Annotated in this window: 19 protein-coding genes; 7 read left to right on the top strand and 12 right to left on the bottom strand. The window is 69.9% G+C overall.

The window, feature by feature from the left end; genetic code table 11:
• The first annotated feature begins 15 nt into the window (after window positions 1-15).
• On the top strand, window positions 16-1,431 hold the full coding sequence (locus DFJ67_RS27530; protein ID WP_116070685.1) for a serine hydrolase domain-containing protein: 1,416 nt from the start codon (window positions 16-18) through the stop codon (window positions 1,429-1,431).
• Window positions 1,432-1,475: 44 nt separating this feature from the next.
• On the opposite strand, the gene DFJ67_RS27525 is transcribed toward DFJ67_RS27530, so the two are convergent.
• The 5 genes from DFJ67_RS27525 to DFJ67_RS27505 all read right to left on the bottom strand — a co-directional run bounded on the left by DFJ67_RS27525 (window position 1,476) and on the right by DFJ67_RS27505 (window position 5,650).
• A complete protein-coding gene (locus DFJ67_RS27525; RefSeq protein ID WP_116070684.1) occupies window positions 1,476-3,641 on the bottom strand; it encodes an MMPL family transporter in 2,166 nt (721 codons plus the stop codon).
• Between the two features lie 90 nt (window positions 3,642-3,731).
• Complete coding sequence (locus DFJ67_RS27520) at window positions 3,732-4,163, bottom strand: SHOCT-like domain-containing protein (RefSeq protein ID WP_116070683.1); 432 nt, start codon at window positions 4,161-4,163, stop codon at window positions 3,732-3,734.
• A gap of 22 nt (window positions 4,164-4,185) precedes the next feature.
• The gene (locus tag DFJ67_RS27515; protein ID WP_116070682.1) at window positions 4,186-4,446 is read right to left on the bottom strand and encodes a hypothetical protein; all 261 of its coding nucleotides are present in this window, start codon (window positions 4,444-4,446) and stop codon (window positions 4,186-4,188) included.
• Complete coding sequence (locus DFJ67_RS27510) at window positions 4,443-4,805, bottom strand: DUF2089 domain-containing protein (RefSeq protein ID WP_116070681.1); 363 nt, start codon at window positions 4,803-4,805, stop codon at window positions 4,443-4,445. The genes DFJ67_RS27515 and DFJ67_RS27510 overlap by 4 nt, the downstream gene beginning before the upstream one ends.
• An 86-nt stretch (window positions 4,806-4,891) precedes the next feature.
• A complete protein-coding gene (locus tag DFJ67_RS27505) occupies window positions 4,892-5,650 on the bottom strand; it encodes a GNAT family N-acetyltransferase (RefSeq protein ID WP_147315621.1) in 759 nt (252 codons plus the stop codon).
• 146 nt (window positions 5,651-5,796) lie between these two features.
• On the opposite strand from DFJ67_RS27505, the gene DFJ67_RS27500 reads away from it, so the two are divergent.
• Window positions 5,797-6,681: a LysR family transcriptional regulator gene (locus tag DFJ67_RS27500; protein WP_116070679.1), complete on the top strand. Its 885-nt coding sequence runs from the start codon at window positions 5,797-5,799 to the stop codon at window positions 6,679-6,681.
• Between the two features lie 212 nt (window positions 6,682-6,893).
• Here the strand turns inward: DFJ67_RS27500 and DFJ67_RS27495 are convergent, their stop codons facing one another.
• Complete coding sequence (locus DFJ67_RS27495) at window positions 6,894-7,262, bottom strand: VOC family protein (RefSeq protein ID WP_116070678.1); 369 nt, start codon at window positions 7,260-7,262, stop codon at window positions 6,894-6,896.
• A 63-nt stretch (window positions 7,263-7,325) separates the two neighbouring features.
• Between DFJ67_RS27495 and DFJ67_RS27490 the strand changes: the two genes are divergently transcribed.
• Complete coding sequence (locus DFJ67_RS27490; protein WP_116070677.1) at window positions 7,326-7,763, top strand: MarR family winged helix-turn-helix transcriptional regulator; 438 nt, start codon at window positions 7,326-7,328, stop codon at window positions 7,761-7,763.
• A gap of 4 nt (window positions 7,764-7,767) precedes the next feature.
• Here DFJ67_RS27490 and murJ read toward each other — a convergent pair whose 3' ends face one another.
• Complete coding sequence (murJ, locus tag DFJ67_RS27485) at window positions 7,768-9,330, bottom strand: murein biosynthesis integral membrane protein MurJ (RefSeq protein ID WP_116070676.1); 1,563 nt, start codon at window positions 9,328-9,330, stop codon at window positions 7,768-7,770.
• 86 nt (window positions 9,331-9,416) lie between these two features.
• Between murJ and DFJ67_RS27480 the strand changes: the two genes are divergently transcribed.
• Together DFJ67_RS27480 and DFJ67_RS27475 are read left to right on the top strand one after the other, a co-directional pair.
• Window positions 9,417-10,250: a hypothetical protein gene (locus tag DFJ67_RS27480; RefSeq protein ID WP_116070675.1), complete on the top strand. Its 834-nt coding sequence runs from the start codon at window positions 9,417-9,419 to the stop codon at window positions 10,248-10,250.
• Window positions 10,247-10,705 (top strand): VOC family protein, encoded by a 459-nt coding sequence (locus tag DFJ67_RS27475; protein ID WP_116070674.1) that lies wholly within the window; start codon window positions 10,247-10,249, stop codon window positions 10,703-10,705. The genes DFJ67_RS27480 and DFJ67_RS27475 overlap by 4 nt, the downstream gene beginning before the upstream one ends.
• Before the next feature lie 25 nt (window positions 10,706-10,730).
• Here DFJ67_RS27475 and DFJ67_RS27470 read toward each other — a convergent pair whose 3' ends face one another.
• Window positions 10,731-11,213: a cadmium resistance transporter gene (locus DFJ67_RS27470; RefSeq protein ID WP_409362938.1), complete on the bottom strand. Its 483-nt coding sequence runs from the start codon at window positions 11,211-11,213 to the stop codon at window positions 10,731-10,733.
• A 332-nt stretch (window positions 11,214-11,545) separates the two neighbouring features.
• On the opposite strand from DFJ67_RS27470, the gene DFJ67_RS27465 reads away from it, so the two are divergent.
• Complete coding sequence (locus DFJ67_RS27465; protein ID WP_116076699.1) at window positions 11,546-12,298, top strand: SDR family NAD(P)-dependent oxidoreductase; 753 nt, start codon at window positions 11,546-11,548, stop codon at window positions 12,296-12,298.
• On the opposite strand, the gene DFJ67_RS27460 is transcribed toward DFJ67_RS27465, so the two are convergent.
• On the bottom strand, window positions 12,285-13,094 hold the full coding sequence (locus tag DFJ67_RS27460) for a LysR family transcriptional regulator (RefSeq protein WP_116070673.1): 810 nt from the start codon (window positions 13,092-13,094) through the stop codon (window positions 12,285-12,287). The genes DFJ67_RS27465 and DFJ67_RS27460 overlap by 14 nt on opposite strands.
• A 26-nt stretch (window positions 13,095-13,120) precedes the next feature.
• Here DFJ67_RS27460 and DFJ67_RS27455 point away from each other — a divergent pair, with 26 nt between their 5' ends.
• The gene (locus tag DFJ67_RS27455; RefSeq protein ID WP_116076697.1) at window positions 13,121-13,729 is read left to right on the top strand and encodes a GyrI-like domain-containing protein; all 609 of its coding nucleotides are present in this window, start codon (window positions 13,121-13,123) and stop codon (window positions 13,727-13,729) included.
• Here the strand turns inward: DFJ67_RS27455 and DFJ67_RS27450 are convergent.
• From DFJ67_RS27450 to DFJ67_RS27440, 3 genes are read right to left on the bottom strand one after another with little or no spacing between them, the layout of a single operon-like run.
• Complete coding sequence (locus DFJ67_RS27450; protein WP_116070672.1) at window positions 13,726-15,117, bottom strand: GH1 family beta-glucosidase; 1,392 nt, start codon at window positions 15,115-15,117, stop codon at window positions 13,726-13,728. The two genes, DFJ67_RS27455 and DFJ67_RS27450, sit on opposite strands and share 4 nt — an antisense overlap.
• A complete protein-coding gene (yicI, locus tag DFJ67_RS27445) occupies window positions 15,114-17,336 on the bottom strand; it encodes an alpha-xylosidase (RefSeq protein WP_116070671.1) in 2,223 nt (740 codons plus the stop codon). The genes DFJ67_RS27450 and yicI overlap by 4 nt, the downstream gene beginning before the upstream one ends.
• The gene (locus DFJ67_RS27440; RefSeq protein WP_116070670.1) at window positions 17,333-18,235 is read right to left on the bottom strand and encodes a carbohydrate ABC transporter permease; all 903 of its coding nucleotides are present in this window, start codon (window positions 18,233-18,235) and stop codon (window positions 17,333-17,335) included. The genes yicI and DFJ67_RS27440 overlap by 4 nt, the downstream gene beginning before the upstream one ends.

Below are 18,235 nucleotides of genomic sequence, written 5' to 3'. Positions count from 1 at the left end.
TTGTAGGGTGCGCGGATGCGCCTGCTGCCGCGTTCGACACCGGGCCCGTCGGGTGTCTCGTCCCGTGCGATCGGGGCTCTCGTCGACCGGCTCGAAGCCTGGTCGGAGTGTCACTCCATCATGGTCGCCCGCCATGGTCACGTCATCGCCGAGGGCTGGTGGGCACCCTACTCGGCCGACCGCCCGCATCTGCTCTATTCGCTGACCAAGTCGTTCACCTCGATCGCCGCCGGGCTCACGATCGCCGACGGGTTGCTCGCGCTGGACGACCGCGTGGTGGACGTGTTGCCCGACCACGTGCCGGCCGACATCTCGGAGCAGGGTCGTCGAATCACGGTGCACCACCTGCTCTCCATGACGTCGGGGCACGACACCGACAGCCTCGAGGAGGCCTGGCGACTCGAACCCGGCGACCTGGTCAAGGGCTTCCTGCGGGTGCCGTTTCCCGAGCCCGAGGGAACGCGGCACGCCTATGACAACGCGACCACCTTCGTCCTGGCCCGAATGGTGGAGCGGGTCACCGGCCGCGGCCTCCCCGAGCTGCTCGACGAGCGCCTCTTCACGCCGATGGGCGTCGACCACGCCGAATGGGACCGGGTCGCGAGCGGCGCCGCGTTCGGGTTCCACGGGCTGCACCTGCGGACCGAAGTCATCGCCGCCTTCGGTCAGCTGCTCCTGAACGGCGGCCGGTGGGGCGACCGGCAGCTCGTGCCGCGCGAATGGGTGGAGCTCGCGACCCGCCGGCACATCGAGACCCAGCCAGAAGAGGACGGGTCGGGCGACAGCGACTACCTTCGCGGCTACGGCTACCAGTTCTGGATGTCGCGGCACGGCTACCACGGCGACGGCGCCTTCGGCCAGCGATGCCTGGTCATCCCGGCGCACGATCTGGTCGTAGCCATCACCGGTGGCGACGGGCAACGACAGGAAACGGTCGACGCGATCTGGGAGTGCCTGCTGCCCGGCATCGACCAGCCGGACAGCACCGCCGACGACGAGATCCTCGCCGACCGGCTGCGGCGGCTGTCGTTCGCGCCGGTGCCGGGTTCGGCCGACCCGGGGCGTTCCGCCAAGGCGCGACTCGACGCCTCCGCCGAGGCTTCGGCGCTGCCCGACGGCACCACGGTGATCGTCGATCCGATAGATGGTGGGTGGCTCGTGCGATTCGGATCGCTCTTCGACGTCGAGGTCGGCCACGCGGAATGGCGGGAGAGTTCGCCGCTCGGTCGCCCCATCGTCGCGACCGGCGGCTGGCAGGACGACACGTTCGTCGCCGAGCTTTACGTCGTCACCACCCCACACCGGGTTCGGCTGGTGGTCGACGCTTCCGCTGGGACCGCGGTGGCGACGTGGAACACCGTGCCGCTGACCGGCCCCAATCTGGTGCTGCACGTGCGGTCGCCACTGATGACCCGGCCCGACGTCGCCTAGCGGTGGGCGGAGCCATCTCCGCCCACCGCTTGCTCCCCGATCGGTCAGACGGTTTCCAGCGCCCGTTCCTCGGTCGTGGCCGGCATGGGCTTCGCCGTCGTGGCGTCGCCGTGCCCGGGCCACCAGGCCTTGTGTCCCAGCAACGCGGTCACGGCCGGCACGAAGAACAGCGACATGACGAACGCCGACAGCACGATGCCCACCGAGACCGCGAAGCCCATCTCGGTCAGGAACGACACCCCGGCGAACAGCATCGAGGTGAACGTGCCGGCGAGGATCAGGCCGGCCGCGGCCACCGACGGGCCGCCGTGTGCGATCGCGAGGCGGGCCGCGGTGCGCGGATCGTGGCCGGCCCGCGCCTCCTCCCGCAGCCGGGCGATCATCAGGATGTTGTAGTCGGTGCCGATCGCGACGACGAACAGATACAGGATGATCGGCAGGGAGAAGGAGAGCCCGGCCCGGTTGCCGACGCCCTGGAAGGCGAAGACCGTCGCGCCGAGGGTCGCGACGAAGCCGAGCCCGACCGCGAGCATGAGGTAGAGCGGGGCGACGAGGCTGCGCAGGAGCAGAGCCAGGATCACCGCGATGAGTACGCCCGCCACCGGGAAGATCACCCAGAGGTCACGGTTGTTCGCGGCGCGGATGTCGGCGAACGTGGAACTGATCCCACCGACAAGCACGGTCGTCGCGGGTGGCGCCTGGGCGTGGGCCGCCTGCCGCAGGTCGTCACCGGCCAGATCCAGGGCCGTCTTCGAGTACGGGCTGGTCGCCAGCAACAGGTTGATCTGCGCGACCGTACCGTCGGAGCTGATGGTTGCCGGGTTGCCGTCAGGTCCCGGCATCAACTCGCCGACACCGGGCACCCGGGCCAACGACTGCGCGAAGCCGCCGAGCGTCGCCGGGTCGAGACGCTGGCCGTTGTCGGACCGCACATACACGGTGGTCGGGTTGAGCGCACCGGCCGGGAACCCGGCCTTCAGGTCTTCGACGGCGCGTGCCGACTCGGTGCCCGCCGGCAGTTGCCCGACCTGGTCGTAGTCGACCTTGAGGCTGAAGACACCCAGCGCGAGCACCACCAGCACGCCACCGGCGGCCACGGCGACCAGCGCCGGCCGGCGACCGGTGAGCCGGCCGAGGCGCTGGAACACGCTGCCCTTCGGGGTGCGCTGCCATGACTTCGACGGCCAGAACACCTTGGTGCCGATGAGCGAGACGATCGCGGGCACCAGCGTGACCGCGGCGATCGCCATGATGACGACGCCGATGGCGAGGCCCGGGCCGAGGCTGCGGAAGCCGCCGAAGACCGCGAGCAGGAGGGCACCGAACGCGATGACGATCGCCGCCGCGGCCGAGGCGATGACCTCACCGACCCGGTTGACGGCCGCGGCGAGTCCGGGCTTCGACGCGTCGCCGGCGCGGAGCCGTTCGCGGTAGCGGAACAGCAGGAAGACGATGTAGTCGGTGCCGACGCCGTAGAGCACCACCGTGAGGATGGTCGTCAGCGACTGGTCGACCTGCATGCCGAACGCCTTGACGACCAGCGCGATGGCCGCGCTCGACACGGCCGACACGACGCCGACGACCACGACCGGCAGCAGGGCGGCGACCGGGCTGCGGTAGATGAGCAGCAGCAGCCCGACGACCAGCACCAGGGTCACGATGCTGACGACCACCAGCGCGGTGTCGAAGGCGCCCTGGTTGTCGACCAGAAAGGCAACATCGCCGGTCACGGCGTACGACAGCCCGGAGCCGTCCAGTGCCGCCGCCGTTTTATCGCGGATGCTCTTGACGGAGTCGCCGAGGACCGGATCGGCGGGCGCGCCGGTCAGGGCGATGTTGACCAGTTGGACCTGTCTGTTCGGGGAGACGGCCTGCGGCCCGGTCACCGCCCCGGCGACCCGGTCGATGCCGGCGCCGGCGAGCGTCTGCGCGAGGGCGCCGACCCGTTCGGTGTCGGCGGTGCCGAGGGGTTGGCCGTTGGTGCGCTTGACGACGATGGTCGCGCTCGCTCCGGCACCCTGGCCGAAGGCGCGCTCGCTGACTTGTTGCGCCTGGACCGATTCGTAGCTCGAGGGTAAGAAGCTCGCCTGGTCGGTGCTGACCTGGTCAGCCAGGCTTGGTGCGAAGAATGAGCCGACGAGCAGGACGAGCCATACCGCGATGACCTTCCATGGATTGTGAACGATGAATCGTCCGAAGTTTTTGAGCATGGTGATACCAACCTCCGTGCTTGTGGTGTGGTGGGGGCGCGCGCGCTGAACTCCCGCCCGGCCCCGTGGTCCGGGCGGGAGTTCGGCGCGTCACTCGCAGAAGACCTTGATCTTCGATTCGGGGTCGTCGATGTCGACGATGATGTCGTCGAGATGCTCGACGAGGTCTTCGATGTGTTGCGGCTTGAGCTGGGTGAGGTCGATCGGCACCCCAGACTTCGCCAATTGGGCGTTGACCTGGGTGAGCGCCTGCGGAGGGATGAGGCTGGTGAGCCGGACCCCGGCTCGCAGGAGTTGGAGCGGGACGCGGATGTTTATCCGGCTGGGCCCACCGCCGGCGCCGTCGTCTTCCGCGTTGACCACGACGCGCAGGTATTTGGGTCGGGACTTCGTGCCGGACGCGGCTCCGGGCGGCGATCCGGGCTGTTCTCGTGCGAGGGCGTCGATCAGCCGCTCGGCCTCCTCCGCGGTGACCTTGCCCTCGGCCAGCATCTCCAGGATCTGGCGGCGGTGCTCGTTCATGGTGCTCCTCCCCGTTGTTGACTCATCGAACGCTTACCTGGAAGGCCATCCGGCCCTCTTCGATCTCGAACCGGCTGCCGGGCAACGCCCACAGCAGCCGCCCGAGGCCGCGCACCGCGCCCACGGCGCTCACCTTGAAGATGTGGCACGCGACCAGCCCGCCGATCACGGCCAGCAGCAGCAGTGGTGACAACACCAGCAGCACCGGCAGGACGGGCACGTAGAACCGGAGCCAGCGGCCGTTTGCACGGCGATGGCGGACGGTCACCAACTGCGGGATCACCGGGACTTCTCCAACTCGGCCAACGCCTCCTGTGCGGTGATCTCGCCGCGCCGCAGGCGGTCGACGACATCGGTGCCGGGCGGCGGCGGGTCGGTCTCGACGAAGTCGAGGTGCTCCGCGATCCGGTTGAGCCGCGACTTGATCGTCGGGTAGCTCACCCCGAAGATCCGCTCCATCTCCTTGATGGAGCCGTGCGACCGCACGAACGCGGCCACGAACACCTGGTCGTCGATGCTGAGCGCGGCGAGCTGCGGCGGCTCGAACTGCCCCTCGATCGCGACACCGCTGCCTTCGAGGCGGACCCGCTCGACGACGAACGGCTGTCCGCGGGTCAGGTCTGTCAGTTCCTGCCAGTCCACCCTCTGCCCCCTTGACCTCGCTACATCGTTGCCATTCATTTCTACCTTGACTTTTTTAAGGAGTCAACGCACATGCCTTGATTATCTTAAGTCGATCTTGAAACGTAGAGATGAGTGCGGCGGACGAGACGGAAGCCGAGATCCTGGAGGTGGCGATCGCCCTCGGCCGTGGCCGTCTCGATTCCGGTGACGTGCGGGTGCACCTCGCTCAGTCGCTGGATCAGGGCGGCGTTCACCCAGCGGCCCAGCCGCCGGCCGCGATGCCCGGAAAGCACGGCCGGCCCCCACTGCTGGGCCCGGGTCTCCGGGAGCACGCCGACGACCGCGACGGCGTAGGCGGCCAGGTCGCCGTCCGCGTCCACGGCGGTCAGCAGGGCGTTGCCGGGCCGGCTCGGGCTGCGGAGCAGTTCTTCGACCCGGGGCGCGTCGGGAAGGTCGCCGGTCCAATGGGTCAGGCGATAGCCGGCATGCTCCGCGTCGACCAGCTCACCCAGCCAGGCCCGGTGGACATCGCAGTAGGTGAGCAGGTGATGACGCCTCGATCGGGCGTGCCGGAAGCCGTGCCGCTGGCAGAACGCCTCCCCCGGCGAGCCCGGGACCACGTCGGCGACGAGCCGCGGCTCGGCCACCTGCGCGCGGACGGCGGCCAGGAGCCGTGAGCCGATACCGCGGCGGCGCCAGGCCGGGTCTACGTACACCGTCAGCTCTGGTGTGCTCGGCCCCACTGGGATGATCGGCCGGAGGCTGGCCACTCCGGCCACGGCGCCGCGGGGCGCCACCGCCTGCCACCGTGCGGCCCCGAGGTGACCCGACACCGGCACGATGTCGATCAAGGGTTCGCTCATGGAGACCACGATCGCGTGGCCGTCCGCGCGGAACAACGCAAAGGATCGAACCGCCGGATAAGCCACCGATTATCGTTCCGGTGGGTCGTCGCCGTCGACCGCCGTAGACTGCCGGCCTGCGCCGAGCTAGCGAGAGGGACTGCCGGGTGGAGCTGCGTGACATCGAGATCTTCCTGGCACTGGCCGAAGAGCTTCATTTCGGGCGTACGGCCGAACGCCTGCGGGTGTCCCAGGCCCGGGTCAGCCAATCGATCAAGCAGCAGGAGCGCCGGATCGGCGGTGCCCTGTTCGAGCGGACCAGCCGCAGCGTGCGGCTCACCCCGCTCGGCGAACAGCTCCGCGAGCGGCTCGACGCGGGCTACGGCGCGATCATGGCGGGCATCGACGAGGCCGCTGCCGCCGCGCGCGGCCACACCGGCACCCTCACCATCGGCATCCTCGGCCCCCACCACCAGGAGATCGCCGCCGTCGTCGACCTGTTCCGGCAGCGGCATCCGCAGTGCGAGCTGCGGATCCGGGAGATCGTGCCGACCGACCCGTTCAGCCCGCTGCGCGCCGGCCGGGTCGACATCGCGCTGCTCTGGCTGCCCAACCGCGAGCCCGACCTCACCGTGGGGCCGGAGCTCTACGCCGAGCCCCTGGTGCTGGCGGTCGCCGCAGATCATCCGTTGGCCGGTCGCGACCAGGTCGAGATGGAAGACCTCGGCGACCACCCGGTGGCGTATCCGGAGGGTCCCATCCCGGACTACGTCTGGGAGGCGCACACCCCGTCGGTGACCCCGGCCGGTCGGCCGATCCGGCGCGGCGCCGCCATCGCGACCCTCGAAGAGGCGTTCACGGCGATCGGCACCGGCGTCGTCGTCTCACCCATCGGGGCCTTCGCGGCCGGCTCCCGACAGCGCACCGACATCACCTTCGTGCCCCTGAAGGACGGACCGGTCATGCGTTTCGCGCCCGTGTGGCGCAGCGCGGGCGAGACGTCGCTGATCCGCGCGTTCGTCCAGGCCGCCGGGGCCGCCCGAAACTCCTAGCCGCCCCGGGCCGCGCCCTTGCCCGGCCGGCGCGCTGGCGTCCGCGCGGCTGGTGGGCGCGGTCCCCGGCGCGTTGGTGTCCGCGCGGCTGGTGGGCGCGGTCCCGGGCGCGCTGGCGTCCGCGGCGGCTCTTGGACGCGGGTCCCCCGCCGTGCTGGGTCCGCGCGGCTCTTGGGCGCGGGTCGTCGGCGCGCTGGCGTCCGCGGCGGCTCTTAGGCGCGGTCGTGCAGGGTGACCTGGTAGCCGTCGGGGTCGGCGAAGGTGAACGTGCGGCCGAACGGGCCGTCGATGGGAGCCGAGACGATCGGGTGGCCGTCGGCGGCGAGAGCGTCGTGGATGGCCTGGACGTCGGTGGCGTGCAGCCAGACCGCGGCACCGATGCCGGGTTGGGCCACGGATGCGAGGTCGGTGCCGGGAACGACGTCGCGCAGCGCGAACGCGATTGGTGTCGTCTCGAAGACGACGGCATGGGGCGGGCCCGCCGGAGAGCGGACCAGGCCGAGGTAGCGCTCATAGAACGCCTGCGACGCGTCGAGGTCGCGGGCCTGGAGGGAGATGAAGTCAGGGCCGGTGACAGGCATGATGATGCTCCTTCATGTTGTGTCAGTTTTCTGACATCACCCAACCTATGTCAGACTGCTGACATGAGTCAAGACGGCGTCGACCTCGATACGTCACTGGGCTACCTGCTGAAAGAGGCGTCGAGCGCCCTCCGCGCGGCCATGGAGGCGGTGCTGCGGCCGCTGGGGATGACGGTGACCCACTACTCCTGCCTCGAACTGCTCGCACAGCGCCCGGGCCTGTCCAACTCCGAGCTCGCGCGCGGAGCGTTCGTGACCCGGCAGTCGATGAACGTTTTGCTGCAAGCCCTGGAACGGGACGGCTACGTGACCCGGCCGGCGCAGGCCCCGGTCGGGAAGGCTCTTCCCACGCGCCTGACGCCACGCGGTCGACGGAGCCTCGAGAAGGCGACCGTTGCGGTCCGGTCCGTCGAGGTCAGGATGCTGAGCGGCCTGACGCAGGACGAGCAGTCGGCCGCGTTGAGAATTCTGCGGAGCATGGTGCACTCCTTGCGGGGCTAGTGGTTCAGCCGCCGCGAACGCTGTGCAGCGCTGTCGCCACCAGGTGTCGCAGTTCCGTCAGGTGCAATAGCCGCCCGGCGGCGACGTAGCCGAGGCCGCCCGCCAGGGCAGCCACCGCGATCGTGACCGGTGACCCGGCCCAGCCCGGCGGGACCAGCGGCGCCACCGCCTGAACGGTGACGGCCGCGCAGCCTGCGCCGACGGTCGCCGCGACCAGGATTCGCAGGTGCGTGCGGACGAGCCGGTTGCCGTCGATCCGGCCGAGGCGGCGGCGCAGCACGAGAGCCGTGGTGATGAGCCCGACGGTGTAGGCGGCGGCGTAGGCAAGCGGGATGCCGACCACGATGTCGGCGGACGGCAGCAGCCACGCGGCACCCAGGCAACCCGCGACCCCGATCGCGGCGACACCCGCGGCGATCAATGCCGGCGTCTTCGTGTCCTGCAAGGCGTAGAAACCGCGTTGCAGGATCATGTATCCGGTGAACGGCACCAGGGCCAGGCCGAACGCCGCCACGACGAGGCCCAGCAGGCTCACCGTCGCCGCCGCGCTGCGGCCGTGGCCGAACAGCAGGATGGCTATCTGTCCACCTAGGACCATCATCGCCACCGCGATCGGTGCCATGGTCACGGCGGCGACCCGCACCGCGAGCGACAGGTCCCGGATCACCCGGGCATGGTCGAGACGGGCCGCGCTGCGGCTCAGCCGCGGCAGCATCGCGGTCATCACCGACAGTGCGATGACCGCGAACGGCACCTGGAACACCGCGTAGGCGTTCTGGTAGGCGGTGATGCCGCCCGGCCCGCTCAACGACGCCGACCGGGTCGCCACCGCCAGCAGCACCTGCGCGGCGACGACCGAGATCAGCACCCACCCGCCGAGCCGGCCGATCCGGCGGATCGCGATGCCCCGGGGATCCAGCCGCAGGCGCACCGGGAAACCGCTCCGCGCCAGCGCCCACACGACGAGGGTGAGTTGGGCGAACACACCCGCGGTGGTGCCGACGGCGAGCAGCGTCAACTGGCCCGTCGTCAGGCCCGCGATGCCGGTCGAACCACCGATCGCGAGGTAGGTCAGCCCGACCGCGATCACCACCAGGCTGTTGCACAGCGGCGCCCACATGGGCGCGGCGAACCGGCCGCGGATGTTGAGCACCGCGCCGGCCGTCGCGCTCACGCCGTAGAACAGGATCTGCGGGAGGAAATAGCGGCTGAACACCACGGCCAAATCGCGCTGCTCGGCGGTGAAGCCCGGCGTGTAGAGGTCCACCAGCAGCGGAGCGGCGAACACGGCGACGACGGTGACGGCGCTCAACCCGTAGACCATCAACGACAGCAGGCGTTGCGCGTAGACCACGCCGTCGTCGGGCTCGGTCAACGCCGCCCGGGTCAGCAGGGGCACCACCACGCTCGCCATCGCACCGCCGACCACCAACTCGTAGACGGCGTTGGGCAGCGTGTTGGCCACGTTGTAGCTGTCGAGCAACCGGGTGCCCAGGCCCAGCGCGGCCGCCAGCACCACGATCCGCAGGAAGCCCGCCGCCCGCGACGCCAGCGTCGCGATGGCCATCCCCCGACCGGCGCGCTCCAACGAAGTCACGCCGCCATTCATAGCGCATCCATGCACGGCCGCCGGTCAGTCGATAGTCTGCCGGCGTGACTCTGCCGCCGGCGGTATCGGATTTCTTCCTGAGCGAGATCGACGACCGGCTGCCGGGCCGGGTGGCGGGTCTCTTCCTGCACGGCTCACTCTGCTGGGGCGAGTTCTTCGCCGGCAGTGACGTTGATTTCGTCGGGCTGTGGGAAGAGTTGCCGACGGGTGCCGACCTCGCGCTGCTGCGCGCGGCGCACGAGGCGACGAAGGTCCGCTTCCCGTCGCTCGTGTTCGACGGTTTCCATTGCACGTCCGCCGATCTGGCCGCGGCACCCGCGCTGGTCGGCCGGCGGCCAGTCTTCTACCAGGGCGAGTTCGCCGCCGCCGGCACCATCGACATCAATCTGGTGACCTGGCACGAGCTGGCCGAACGCGGCATCACGGTGCGCGGTGAGCTGCCACCTGTCTTCACCGACCTGGCGGCGCTGCTCGAGTTCACCCGCAACAACCTGGACACCTTCTGGCGCGGCATCGCCAAGCAGGTCGACGACGCGGGTCCGACGGTGTTCGGTGGTCACGACGCCTCGGTGGCGTTCGTCGGGCTCGGGCCCGCGCGACTGCACCACCTGTTGACCACCGGGACGCTGACGTCGAAGAGCGGCGCGGGTCGATACGTCCGGGACAGCCTGGACCAGCGGTGGAACCTCATCGCCCGGGAGTCGCTGCGCCTCCGGGAAGATCCCGGATCGGCCAGCCTCTACGACGATCCCGCGCGGCGCGGCCGGGATGCCGGCGGTCTGCTGCGGTGGCTGATCGACGACGGATGTCGAGACCGGGCTGGCGGCTCCGCTCGACGGATTGACGCGGCCGCACGACACCAGGGAGACCCGGCATGACGCTCCAGCGGATGGACAACGTACTCATCGTCGTCGAAGATCTTGATCTTGTCATCGCGTTCTTCGTCGAACTGGGCATGGAGCTGGAGGGCAAGGGACCGGTTGAAGGACCTTGGGTGGAGCAGGTCATCGGGATCAGCGATGTCCGGCAGGACGTCGCGATGCTCCGGACCCCAGACGGTCACGGCCGGGTCGAGCTGGCGATGTTCCACGCGCCGAAGGCGATCAGCGCCGGGCCGGCGGACGCGCCGGCCAACACGCTGGGCATCCGCCGGATCATGTTCGCCGTCGACGACATCGACGACGTCGTCGCCCGCCTGCGCACCCACGGCGCCGAACTCGTCGGCGAGGTGGCCCGCTACGAGGAGATCTATCGGCTCTGCTACGTCCGCGGCCCGGAAGGCATCATCGTCGGGCTGGCCGAAGAGCTCGGGAAGACCACTCATGACTCCTGACCGATCGCCCGGTGGGCGGTTCCACTCAACCTGTTGACCCGAAGGCGCCGCCTTCGATGAGGATGAGCAGGCCGATGCCGATCAAGACGACGGGCAGCAGGATGTGGCCCCATCGGCTCAGGGCTCTGGCGACGACGGGACGGGTGGCGAGGTAGCGCCCGGCTGCGACCCAGACGGCGACCAGGATCAGGAAGACGACCACGTAGACGGTCATGCCGCCGGTGCCGGCGGTGGCGAAGACCGGCACGTAGACGCCGATGTTGTCGCCGCCGTTGGCGAACGTGATGGCGGCGACCTCGAGAATCCGCGGGCCGCCGTGCGTGAGCTCGGGTTCGCCGTCGTCGTCGCCGCGGTGCCGCCAGGCCTGCACGGCGGCTTTGATGCCGAGTGTGAGCGGGAGAAGGCCGAGATACGGCACGGCGCTCTCGGGCAGGAACGTGGCACCGAACGCGGCGGCCACGGCGACCGCGAGAATGCCCGCGAAACCGAGATATTGGCCTGCGCCGATGTTGCGGGTGGCGTCGCGGTGCCCGGCGCCCTAGGCGAAGAAGAGCGCGAGGACCAGGATGTCGTCGATGTTGGTGACGGCGAACAGGCCGGCGGCCTGGCCGATGATGCCTAGGTCCATGGAACGGTCTTCTGATCCGGGGGTGGGGGCGCCGAGGTGAGCGCCAGCGTCTCACAAGGCGCTGGTCGGGTTCGAGTCGGGCGGATCGATACCTCTCGGGTATCGGTCCTTGCCGAATTGATCATTGTTGGTGCAGCTCCCGCGAGATGGACTGGCTGCGGCGGGCGGTCAACCGGCCGGCCGCGCGGACCAGCGAGTCAGGGGAGAAAGCAATGGGTCAGCTCGACGGCAAGGTCGCGGTGGTGACGGGTGCCAGCGAGGGCATCGGGTTCGCCAGCGCGCTGCGCTTCGCCGAGGAGGGTGCCTACGTCTACCTCACGGGACGGCGCAAGCCGGAGCTCGACGAGGCCGTGGTGCGGATCGGCGCGGCCCGCGCCAGCGGGGTGCAGGGCGACGTCACGGACGTGGCCGACCTCGAACGGCTCTTCGCCACCATCGGAGCCGACGGGCGGCGGATCGACGTGCTGTTCGCCAACGCGGGCGGTGCGCCGATGCGGCCGCTGGCCGAGGTGACCGAAGACGACTACGAGCACGCCACGCGGCTCAACCTGCGCAGCGCGGTGTTCACCGTGCAGAAGGCGCTGCCGCTGCTCAACGACCACGCGTCGGTGATCCTCTGCTCGTCCACCATGGCCAGTCGGGGTGGCGTCGGCATCGGGCTCTACGCCGCGGCCAAGGCCGGGGTCCGGTCGTTGACCCGCAACTGGGCCATCGAGCTCAAGGAGCGGGGCATCCGGGTCAACGCGCTCGCGCCGCACACGACGGACACGCCGATGCTGCGCGGCAACGCCCCCGCGGGTATGACCGGGGACGAGTTCATCACGTTCCTGGCCTCGGGCGTGCCGTTGGGACGGGTCGCCGACGCGGCCGAGCAGGCCGCCGCGGCCCTGTTCCTGGCCTCCGACCAGAGCAGCTACATCACCGGTTCCGAACTCGTGGTGGACGGCGGCGTCAACCAGATCTGACCGCCACGTCGACCGCGCTGCGGACGAGTCGCTCGCGCTCCGCCGAGTGGGTTTCGCGCGGCCACGCCAGCACGATCCGGTTGATCGGCACGTCGCGCACCGGAACGGCCACCACGGCCGAGCCGAGCCGGTCGGTCGAGCTCGCACCGGACAGCACCACGAGCTCACCGAGCGCGATCCGGTCGACGAGTTCGTCGATGCCCAGCGGCGGCGGCTGCGCGCAGAAGCGGTCGTCGGCTTCGAGCTCGCGCATCGTCAGGCCGTCGCGCGCGGCGAGCCGGTGGCCCGCAGGCAGGAGCGCGACCGGGGTCTCGTCGAACAGGTCGACCGAGTCGAGCCCGTCGAGATCGTCGCTGCTGCACATGAGCGCCGCGTCGGCGGCACCGCCGCGGACCGCGCCGCCCAGGTCGGTGGTGAAGAGCATTTCCACGGGTACGGAGTCCGCGCCGCCGCGGTATTCGTCGAGCATCTCGGCGAGCCGGCCCGCGCCGGTGCCGGCCGGAGCGGCGAGCACCAGCCGCCGGGGCCGGGCCGCCTGCTGTGCCCGGCGCACGGCAGTGTCGAGCGCGGCGAGGGTCTTGCGGGTCTCCCGCAGGAACACCTCGCCCGCTTTCGTCAGGTCGACCCGTCGGCTGGTGCGGTCGAACAGCAGGACGCCCAACCGGCGCTCCAGCCGGCTGATCGCGCGGGACAGTGGCGGCTGTGCCATACCCAGTTGCTCGGCGGCGCGGCCGAAGTGCCGGTGCTCCGCCACCGCGGCGAAGTAGACGAGGTCGCGAACCTCCGGTCGATCCATACCCCAACCCTAGTAAGGTGCGCCGGGTGGCGGGAAAGTCGGACATCAAGCGCGATCGTAGGGATCTCTACGCACCGCGGGCCGGCGCGTTCCAGCTCCTCGACGTGCCGGAGCTGCCCTTTCTGATGGTCGACGGCAAGGGCGACCCGAACACGAGCGGTGCCTACTCCGAGGCCGTGGCCGCGCTGTTCGCCGTCTCCTACGCGCTGAAGTTCGCCAGCAAGCGGCAGCTCGACCGCGACTACGTGGTCGCGCCGCTGGAGGGTCTGTGGTCGGCCGACGACCCGGCGAAGTTCATCGACCGGGCCAAGGACGACTGGGAATGGACCATGATGATCACCCAGCCGGAATGGATCACGCCGGCCATGGTGGACGAGGCCGTCGCCGCGAAGAAGGCTTCACCGGCGGTGCGGCTCGCGCCCTACGCGGAAGGGCTCGCCGTGCAGGTGCTCCACATCGGATCCTTCGACGACGAAGCACCGCTGCTGCACCGCCTACACCACGAGTTCATGCCGGCGAACGGCCTCGCGTTCGACGGCCGGCACCACGAGATCTATCTCAGCGACCCGCGGCGGACCGAGCCGGCGAAGTTGCGCACCATCCTCCGCCAGCCCGTGTCCAGGATCAGCGCCTAGGGAAGTTGTCCGGTGGCCGCGAGCCGCTGGTACCAGTGGGCGCTCTGCTTCCAGGTGCGCACCTGGGTGTCGTAGTCGACCCGGATGATCCCGAACCGGCGGTCGTAGCCGTAGCCCCACTCGAAGTTGTCGAGCAGCGACCAGAGGAAATAGCCGCGGACGTCGGCGCCCTGTGCCCGCGCCTCGGCCACCGCGGCGATGTGCCGGTGCAGGTAGTCGATCCGGCGGTCGTCCTGGATCGTGCCGTCGGGCGAGACGACGTCGTCGAACGCGGCGCCGTTTTCGGTGATCATCAGCGGCTGTCGTGGATATTCGTCACGCAGCCGCAGCAGCAGCTCGGTCAGCGCCGGCGGGTCGATGTTCCAACCCATCGCCGTGTAGGGGCCGGGCTGCGGCAGGAAGTCGACGTTGTCGGCGCCGACCCACGGCGAGGCCGCGGACTGGCCGTGACCGTCGGCGTCGGACCGGGGCGAGACCCCGTCCCAGGCGCGGACCAGGGTGCTCGAGTAGTAGTTGACGCCGAGCACGTCGAGCGGCACCGCGATCAGCTTCTCGTCGCCCTCGCGGACGAACGACCAGTCGGTGATGGCGGCGGTGTCGGCCAGCAGGTCGGCCGGGTAGGCACCGTCGAGCATCGGGCCGAGGAACGCCCGGTTGGCCAGTGCGTCGATCCGCCGCGCCGCGTCGCGGTCTTCCGCCGAGTCTGACTCCGGGCGGATGACGTGCAGGTTGAGCGTCACCGAAAGCTGGGCCGCCGGGGCCAGTTCGCGGACCACCTGGCCGGCCAGGCCGTGCGCCAGGTTGAGGTGGTGGACCGCGGCCAGCGCCGCCGCCGGGTCGGTGCGGCCCGGCGCGTGCACGCCCGAGGCGTAGCCCAGGTAGGCCGAGCACCACGGCTCGTTGAGGGTCGTCCAGGTGTGCACCCGGTCACCGAGCGCCTCGACGATGCCGGCCGCGTATTCCTGGAAGCGCAGCGCGGTCTCCCGCGTCGCCCAGCCGCCGGCGTCTTCGAGCTCCTGCGGCAGGTCCCAGTGGTACATCGTGGCCACCGGCCGGACACCGCGCTCCAGCAGGCCGTCGACGAGCCGCGAGTAGAAGTCGAGCCCGGCCTGGTTGAACGGCCCGGAACCGCCCGGCCGCACCCGCGGCCACGCGATCGAGAACCGGTAGGCGTCGAGGCCCAGCGCCGCGATGTGGTCGAGGTCTTCCTGCCAGCGGTGGTAGTGGTCGGCGGCCACGTCACCGGTGTCGCCGTTGAGCGTGCGCCCCGGCGTGTGGCTGAAGGTGTCCCAAATGGACGGTGTCCGACCGTCCTCAGTGGCCGCACCCTCGATCTGATAGGAAGCCGTCGCCGAACCCCAGACGAAGCTCTCCGGAAAATCGCTCACTGTCCCACCTCAACCCGGTAACCCGAAGACGACCCCGCGATCAACTCCGCGGTGACCTCTCCATTGTCGTAGCGCACTTCGAACTCGGCGCCGGGCCCGTCTCCAGGCGACGGAACGCTGACCCGGGTGCGCTGCCCCTGTGCCGGAGCGTACAGGCGCAGCCGCACGCCGTCGGCCCACTCGTAGTCTGGCCGGTCGTCGCGGTCGCCGAACGGGATCACCGCGCCGGGCCGGGCCAGCACCGGGACGCTGTCGAACTCGTGCTTTTCGGTCACCCAGGCCGGCCCGGTGAGCCGCTCGCCGGTCACGAGGTGGGTCCAGGTGCCGGCCGGCACGTAGAACGTCACCTCGCCGTCGGCGCTCATCACCGGCGCCACCAGCACGTCGGGGCCGAGCATGTATTGCCGGTCGAGGTAGGCCGCGGTCGGGTCGTCGGGGAACTCGAGCACCATCGGTCGCATCATCGGCAGGCCCTCGCGGTGTGCCTCCTCGGCGACGGCCGCCAGGTAGGGCATCAGCGAGAGCTTGAGCCGGGTGAAGTGCCGCAGCACGTCGACCGCCTCGCTGTCGAACGCCCACGGGACCCGGTAGGAGCCGGATCCGTGTAGCCGGGAGTGCGAGGACAGCAGCCCGAAGGCGACCCACCGCTTGAACACCGCCGGGTCGGGGGTGCCCTCGAAGCCGCCGATGTCGTGGCTCCAGTAGCCGAAACCGGACGCGGCCAGCGACAGCCCGCCGCGCAGCGACTCGGCCATCGAGGCGAACGTCGACTCGGAGTCGCCACCCCAGTGCACCGGGAACTGCTGCCCGCCGGCGGTGGCGGAGCGGGCGAAGACGACCGCCTCACCCTTGCCGCGCTCGGCCTCCAGCAACTCGAAGACCGCGCGGTTGTAGACCTGCGCGTAGTAGTTGTGCATCCGCTGCGGGTCGGAGCCGTCGTGCCAGACCACGTCGGTCGGGATGCGCTCGCCGAAGTCGGTCTTGAAGCTGTCGACGCCCAGGTCGAGCAACGTCTTGAGCTTGCTCTGGTACCAGGCGACGGCTTCCGGGTTGGTGAAGTCGACCAGCGCCATGCCGGCCTGCCACTTGTCCCACTGCCAGACCGAGCCGTCGGGCCGCAGCACCAGGTAGCCGTTGCGGCGCCCCTCTTCGAACAGGTAGGAGCGCTGGGCGATGTAGGGGTTGATCCAGACGCACACCTTGAGGCCGCGCTCGTGCAGCCGGCGCAGCATCCCCTCCGGGTCGGGGAAGGTCTCCGGGTCCCAGATGAAGTCGACCCAGTGGAACTGCCGCATCCAGAAGCAGTCGAAATGGAACACCGACAGCGGCAGGTCGCGCTCGGCCATCCCGTCGATGAACTCGGTGACGGTCTTCTCGTCGTAGGACGTGGTGAACGAGGTCGACAGCCACAGCCCGTAGGACCAGGCCGGCACGCGGGCCGGGCGGCCGGTCAGCGCGGTGTAGCGGCGCAGCACGTCTTTCGGGGTCGGGCCGTCGACGAGGTAATAGGTCAGCGACTGGCCCTCGACGCTGAACTGGGCCTGCGAGACCACCTCCGACCCGATCTCGAAGGAGACGTGCTCAGGGTGGTCGACGAAGACGCCATAGCCGGCGCTGCTCAAATAGAACGGGACATTTTTGTACGCCTGCTCGCTGGCCGTACCCCCGTCTGCGTTCCAGATGTCGACGGTCTGGCCGTTCTTGACGAAGGCACCGAACCGCTCCCCCAGGCCGTAGACGGTCTCGCCGACCCCGAGCGCCAGCCGGTCGTGCACGTGTGCCCGGCCGTCGGCGTCGGTGACCAGGCCGACGCTGCGCTCGGTCGACGAGGTGAGCACCCGGTCGCCGTGCAGGAAGTCGACCCGCCAGCCGTCGACGAGCGCGACCCGGGCGGTCAGCTCGCCGGCGGTCAGCGTGGCGGACAGGCCGGAGACGTCGACGGTGACCGCGTGGTCGTCGCCGGCGGCCAGCGCGAACGCCGGCTGCTTGGGCAGCCCGCCGAGGTGGTGGGCGATGGTGACGCCGATGACGCCGTCGGCTGGAGAGAAGAACCGGGCGGTGACCATCGGCCGGTTGAGGGTGTCGCCCCGGCTGGTGATCCGGCCGGTCGGTGCGAAGACGGTGAAACCGCGCTGGTCGAGCTCGACCGACTCGACCGCACCGGGGCGCAGCACGCTGACCCCCGGTCGCAGTTGCCAGTATCCGTCGGTGAACTTCACTTCTCGGCTCCTGCTGTGATGCCGCGCGAAAACGTGCGCTGGAAAATGATGAAGAAAAGGATCGCCGGCACCAGGCTGATCAGCGCGCCCGCGTTGGTCGTCGGCGCGTCCATCAGCCGGTCGCCCTGCAACGAGGCCAGCGCGACCGGGATGGTCTGCGTGCTGTTGTCGATGAGCATGACCAGCGGGATCAGGAACTCGTTCCAGGTCCAGATGAAGAAGAAGATCAGCAGCACGATGAGGGTCGGCCGCAGGTTGGGGAAGACCACCCGCCGCAGCACAGTCCACTTGCCCGCACCGTCGAGCGCCGCCGCCTCGAGCACCGAGCGCGGGAAGGTGCCCAGCACCGAGGAGAGCAGGTAGGTGCCGAACGCGCTCTGGATGACGGTGAAGATGATGATCACCGAGAGCTGGGTGTTGTAGAGACCGATCTGCTTCGAGATGTAGTAGAGCGGATAGATCAACGCTTCCTGCGGCAGCATGTTGGCCAGCAGGAAGAGACCGACGATCCAGAGCCGGCCACGGACCCGGCCGATGCCGAGCGCGTAGGCGTTGAGCACCGAGACCGCCACGCCGAGCACCGCGACGGAGCCGGCGATGAGGAACGAGTTCCAGAACTTGAGCGGGAAGTTGACCGTGGTCCAGTAGGTCGACAGGCCCTTCGTGTAGAACTCACTCGGCCAGCTCAAAGGGCCGCCGTTGGAATAGTCGGCGGGCGACTTGAACGCGTTGAGCAGCATGAACACGAACGGCACGAGCATGACCAGCGCGGCCAGCGTGATCAGGGTGAGCACGAGCCAGCGGCTCATGCCCCGGTGGTGCCGGTCGCGGGTCTTGCGCCGCCGGGTCGATGCCGGGGCCGGTGCCGGCGCGGGCGCCGGTGCGAGGGTTGTGGCCAT

The organism is Asanoa ferruginea, from assembly GCF_003387075.1.
Classification (GTDB): domain Bacteria; phylum Actinomycetota; class Actinomycetes; order Mycobacteriales; family Micromonosporaceae; genus Asanoa; species Asanoa ferruginea.
The sequence above is the reverse complement of the archived record's forward strand: the minus strand, read 5'-3'. Positions and strand labels throughout refer to the sequence as shown.